At 56.4% G+C, this 5,506-nt stretch carries 3 rRNA genes; all 3 read left to right on the top strand.

Annotated elements, in window-relative coordinates:
- Positions 1-193 precede the first annotated feature (193 nt).
- The 3 genes from ASG49_RS18090 (at position 194) to rrf (ending at position 5,455) form a co-directional block, all read left to right on the top strand.
- A 16S ribosomal RNA gene (locus ASG49_RS18090) occupies positions 194-1,712 on the top strand.
- A gap of 404 nt (positions 1,713-2,116) precedes the next feature.
- Positions 2,117-5,233: ribosomal RNA gene (locus tag ASG49_RS18085) — 23S ribosomal RNA — on the top strand.
- A gap of 105 nt (positions 5,234-5,338) precedes the next feature.
- Positions 5,339-5,455 (top strand): 5S ribosomal RNA (gene rrf / locus ASG49_RS18080).
- Together the 16S, 23S and 5S rRNA genes form the textbook arrangement of a ribosomal RNA operon.
- Positions 5,456-5,506: the final 51 nt, after the last annotated feature.

Raw genomic sequence — 5,506 nt, 5'->3', positions numbered from 1 at the left:
CGCGCTTGATTCTTGAGAACTCAACAGTGTGTCAAAAGTCGACGAATTAATTTACCTGTCGGCTGTTTCCTGTGGCTCTTCTTTGTGGGGGGTTGTGGGGGATGGTTGATGGTTCCTTTGGTAGAACGACGATGATTCTGGCAATTTTTTGTCAGTGTTGCGTTTTTTTGCCGGGGTTTGGATTTTCTGTTTTTCAATGGAGAGTTTGATCCTGGCTCAGGACGAACGCTGGCGGCGTGCTTAACACATGCAAGTCGAGCGGTAAGGCCTTTCGGGGTACACGAGCGGCGAACGGGTGAGTAACACGTGAGCAATCTGCCCTGCACTTTGGGATAACCACCGGAAACGGTGGCTAATACCGGATATGACTACTTGTGGCATCACGGGTGGTGGAAAGTTCTGGCGGTGCAGGATGAGCTCGCGGCCTATCAGCTTGTTGGTGAGGTAATGGCTCACCAAGGCTTCGACGGGTAGCCGGCCTGAGAGGGTGACCGGCCACACTGGGACTGAGACACGGCCCAGACTCCTACGGGAGGCAGCAGTGGGGAATATTGGACAATGGGCGAAAGCCTGATCCAGCAACGCCGCGTGAGGGATGACGGCCTTCGGGTTGTAAACCTCTTTCAGCGCAGACGAAGCGAAAGTGACGGTATGCGCAGAAGAAGCACCGGCCAACTACGTGCCAGCAGCCGCGGTAATACGTAGGGTGCGAGCGTTGTCCGGAATTATTGGGCGTAAAGGGCTCGTAGGCGGTTTGTTGCGTCGGGAGTGAAAACTCAGGGCTTAACCCTGAGCCTGCTTCCGATACGGGCAGACTAGAGGTATGCAGGGGAGAACGGAATTCCTGGTGTAGCGGTGAAATGCGCAGATATCAGGAGGAACACCGGTGGCGAAGGCGGTTCTCTGGGCATTACCTGACGCTGAGGAGCGAAAGTGTGGGGAGCGAACAGGATTAGATACCCTGGTAGTCCACACCGTAAACGTTGGGCGCTAGGTGTGGGACTCATTCCACGAGTTCCGTGCCGCAGCTAACGCATTAAGCGCCCCGCCTGGGGAGTACGGCCGCAAGGCTAAAACTCAAAGGAATTGACGGGGGCCCGCACAAGCGGCGGAGCATGCGGATTAATTCGATGCAACGCGAAGAACCTTACCTAGGTTTGACATACACCAGAAGCCCCTGGAGACAGGGGTCTCTTTGGACACTGGTGTACAGGTGGTGCATGGCTGTCGTCAGCTCGTGTCGTGAGATGTTGGGTTAAGTCCCGCAACGAGCGCAACCCTCGTCTTATGTTGCCAGCACGTCATGGTGGGGACTCATAAGAGACTGCCGGGGTCAACTCGGAGGAAGGTGGGGATGACGTCAAGTCATCATGCCCCTTATGCCTAGGGCTTCACGCATGCTACAATGGCCGGTACAAAGGGCTGCGATACCGTAAGGTGGAGCGAATCCCAAAAAGCCGGTCTCAGTTCGGATTGGGGTCTGCAACTCGACCCCATGAAGTCGGAGTCGCTAGTAATCGCAGATCAGCAACGCTGCGGTGAATACGTTCCCGGGCCTTGTACACACCGCCCGTCACGTCACGAAAGTTGGCAACACCCGAAGCCAGTGGCCCAACCGTTTACGGAGGGAGCTGTCGAAGGTGGGGCGAGCGATTGGGACGAAGTCGTAACAAGGTAGCCGTACCGGAAGGTGCGGCTGGATCACCTCCTTTCTAAGGAGCATCTTGGCGCCGCCGCTTCGGTGGTGGTGTCCATGGCAGTCGTTCGGGGCCGTTCGTGTCTCGCGTCTGTCAGCTGCTTGGTGGAACGTCGATTAGTTGGTGCAGGCCGCAGGTGCGGTCCTGGTCAGTACTGTTCGTCATCGGTTTCGGCTGGTGGTGGGCGTGGAAATCTGGGGTCGTGTGCGTCGGTGCTGTGCTTGACACACTGTTGGGTCCTGAGGGATCGAGTGATCGGTTTCTTGTGCGGTGCTCACCGCCTCGAACTGCCCACGTCCCAGTCTTGGCTCTCCTCTTCGGGGGGTGTCGGGTTGGTGGTGTGGGTCAGCGGGGGTCGATGGTGGGTGTCCCGCCCGTTGTTTGAGAACTACACAGTGGACGCGAGCATCTTTGTAGCAAGACAAGCTACTAAGGGCACATGGTGGATGCCTTGGCACCAAGAGCCGATGAAGGACGTAGGAGCCTGCGATAAGCCCCGGGAAGTTGGCAACCGAGCGTTGATCCGGGGATGTCCGAATGGGGAAACCCAGCTGGAGTCATGTCCAGTTACGCCCACCTGAACACATAGGGTGTGGTGAGGGAACACCGGGAAGTGAAACATCTCAGTACCGGTAGGAAGAGAAAACAACAGTGATTCCGAGAGTAGTGGCGAGCGAAATCGGATGAGGCCAAACTCATGTCGTGTGATAGCCGGCAGGCGTTGCGGTGTGAGGGTTGTGGGGCCGCCTGGCTGGTTCTGCCGAACCAGCGCAGAGTAAGAAACTGATCGTGAAGTGGAAGTGGGCTGGAAAGTCCCGGCGTAGAGGGTGATACCCCCGTATACGTAAGCGATCAGCTCTGTGGCGTTACCCCAAGTAACACGGAACCCCTGAAATTCCGTGTGAATCTGGCGGGACCACCCGTTAAGCCTAAATACTCCTTGGTGACCGATAGCGGACAAGTACCGTGAGGGAAAGGTGAAAAGTACCCCTGGCGGGGAGTGAAATAGTACCTGAAACCATGTGCCTACAATCCGTCGGAGCTGAAGTCCATTCGTGGATCAGGTGACGGCGTGCCTTTTGAAGAATGAGCCTGCGAGTTTGCGTTGTGTCGCGAGGTTAACCCGTGTGGGGTAGCCGTAGCGAAAGCGAGTCCTAATAGGGCGTGTGAGTGGCACGATCAAGACCCGAAGCGAAGTGATCTATCCATGGGCAGGTTGAAGCGCGGGTAAGACCGCGTGGAGGACCGAACCCACTTAGGTTGAAAACTGAGGGGATGACCTGTGGATAGGGGTGAAAGGCCAATCAAACTTCGTGATAGCTGGTTCTCCCCGAAATGCATTTAGGTGCAGCGTCGCGTGTTTCTTCCCGGAGGTAGAGCACTGGATGGTCTAGGGGGCCCACAAGCTTACCGAAATCAACCAAACTCCGAATGCCGGGAAGTGAGAGCGCGGCAGTGAGACAGTGGGGGATAAGCTCCATTGTCGAGAGGGAAACAGCCCAGACCATCAGCTAAGGCCCCTAAGCGGTGACTAAGTGGAAAAGGATGTGGAGTCGCACAGACAACCAGGAGGTTGGCTTAGAAGCAGCCACCCTTGAAAGAGTGCGTAATAGCTCACTGGTCAAGTGATTCCGCGCCGACAATGTAGCGGGGCTCAAGTCATCCGCCGAAGCTATGGCATTCATGCGTTATCCAGGCCCACTTTGGTGGGTCCAGGTGTGTGGATGGGTAGGGGAGCGTCGTGTGGCGAGTGAAGCGGCGGTGTGAACCAGTCGTGGATGCCACACGAGTGAGAATGCAGGCATGAGTAGCGAATGAAGAGTGAGAAACTCTTCCGCCGAATGATCAAGGGTTCCAGGGTCAAGCTAATCTGCCCTGGGTAAGTCGGGACCTAAGGCGAGGCCGACAGGCGTAGTCGATGGACAACGGGTTGATATTCCCGTACCGGCAAAACAGCGCCCCTGACGAGGCTGGTGATGCTAAGTGCCCGAAACCACCGGGACCCTTCGGGGCGATGGTGGCAGAGCGCATGACCCGATCCAGTAGTAGTCAAGCGATGGGGTGACGCAGGAAGGTAGTCCAACCAACGCGATGGTTGTCGTTGGCTAAGGGTGTAGGACGAGGGATAGGCAAATCCGTCTCTCATGAAGTCTGAGACCTGATGGGGAGCCCGTATGGGTGAAGTGGATGATCCTATGCTGTCGAGAAAAACCTCTAGCGAGCTGTGCGCCGCCCGTACCCCAAACCGACTCAGGTGATCAGGTAGAGAATACCAAGGCGATCGAGTGAACCATGGTTAAGGAACTCGGCAAAATGCCCCCGTAACTTCGGGAGAAGGGGGGCCGGATCCGTTATCACACAAGCTGTGAGACGCGGTGATGGCCGCAGAGACCAGGCCCAAGCGACTGTTTACTAAAAACACAGGTCCGTGCGAAGTTGTAAGACGATGTATACGGACTGACTCCTGCCCGGTGCTGGAAGGTTAAGGGGACCTGTTAGACACATTCGTGTGTCGAAGCGGAGAACTTAAGCCCCAGTAAACGGCGGTGGTAACTATAACCATCCTAAGGTAGCGAAATTCCTTGTCGGGTAAGTTCCGACCTGCACGAATGGAGTAACGACTTGGGCGCTGTCTCAACCGTGGACTCGGCGAAATTGCACTACGAGTAAAGATGCTCGTTACGCGCGGCAGGACGGAAAGACCCCGGGACCTTTACTATAGTTTGGTATTGGTGTTTGGTTCGACTTGTGTAGGATAGGTGGGAGACTGTGAAGCGCTCACGCCAGTGGGTGTGGAGTCATCGTTGAAATACCACTCTGGTCGTATTAGATATCTAACCTAGGTCCGTTATCCGGATCAGGGACAGTGCCTGATGGGTAGTTTAACTGGGGCGGTTGCCTCCTAAAATGTAACGGAGGCGCTCAAAGGTTCCCTCAGCCTGGTTGGCAATCAGGTTTCGAGTGTAAGTGCACAAGGGAGCTTGACTGTGAGAGTGACAGCTCGAGCAGGGACGAAAGTCGGAACTAGTGATCCGGCGCTGGCATGTGGAAGCGGCGTCGCTCAACGGATAAAAGGTACCCCGGGGATAACAGGCTGATCTTCCCCAAGAGTCCATATCGACGGGATGGTTTGGCACCTCGATGTCGGCTCGTCGCATCCTGGGGCTGGAGTAGGTCCCAAGGGTTGGGCTGTTCGCCCATTAAAGCGGCACGCGAGCTGGGTTTAGAACGTCGTGAGACAGTTCGGTCCCTATCCGCCGCGCGCGCAGGAAACTTGAGAAAGGCTGTCCCTAGTACGAGAGGACCGGGATGGACGAACCTCTGGTGTGCCAGTTGTTCTGCCAAGAGCACGGCTGGTTGGCTACGTTCGGAAGTGATAACCGCTGAAAGCATCTAAGCGGGAAGCACGTTTCAAGATGAGGTTTCCCACCGGGTTAACCGGGTAAGGCCCCCAGTAGACGACTGGGTTGATAGGCCGGAGGTGTACAGCAGTGATGCCCAGCCGACCGGTACTAATAGGCCGAGGGCTTGTCCCTCAAAGATGTTGCGCGTCCACTGTGTGGTTCCCGAGTCACGGACCGGGAACACGAACGACAGCTTCATGCGTGTTTGTGTCCACTGTGTTGTGAACTCCATAGAGTTACGGCGGCCATAGCGTCAGGGAAATACCCGGTCCCATTCCGAACCCGGAAGTCAAGCCTGACAGCGCCGATGGTACTGCGACCGGGAGGTCGTGGGAGAGTAGGACGTCGCCGGACAACTTTTTATACTGAGGGCCGCCCCCGGACATCCGGGGAGCGGCCCTCAGT

The organism is Marmoricola sp. Leaf446, assembly GCF_001424755.1.
GTDB lineage: Bacteria > Actinomycetota > Actinomycetes > Propionibacteriales > Nocardioidaceae > Marmoricola.
Note: the sequence above shows the minus strand (reverse complement) of the source record. Positions and strands in the feature narration are given on the sequence as shown.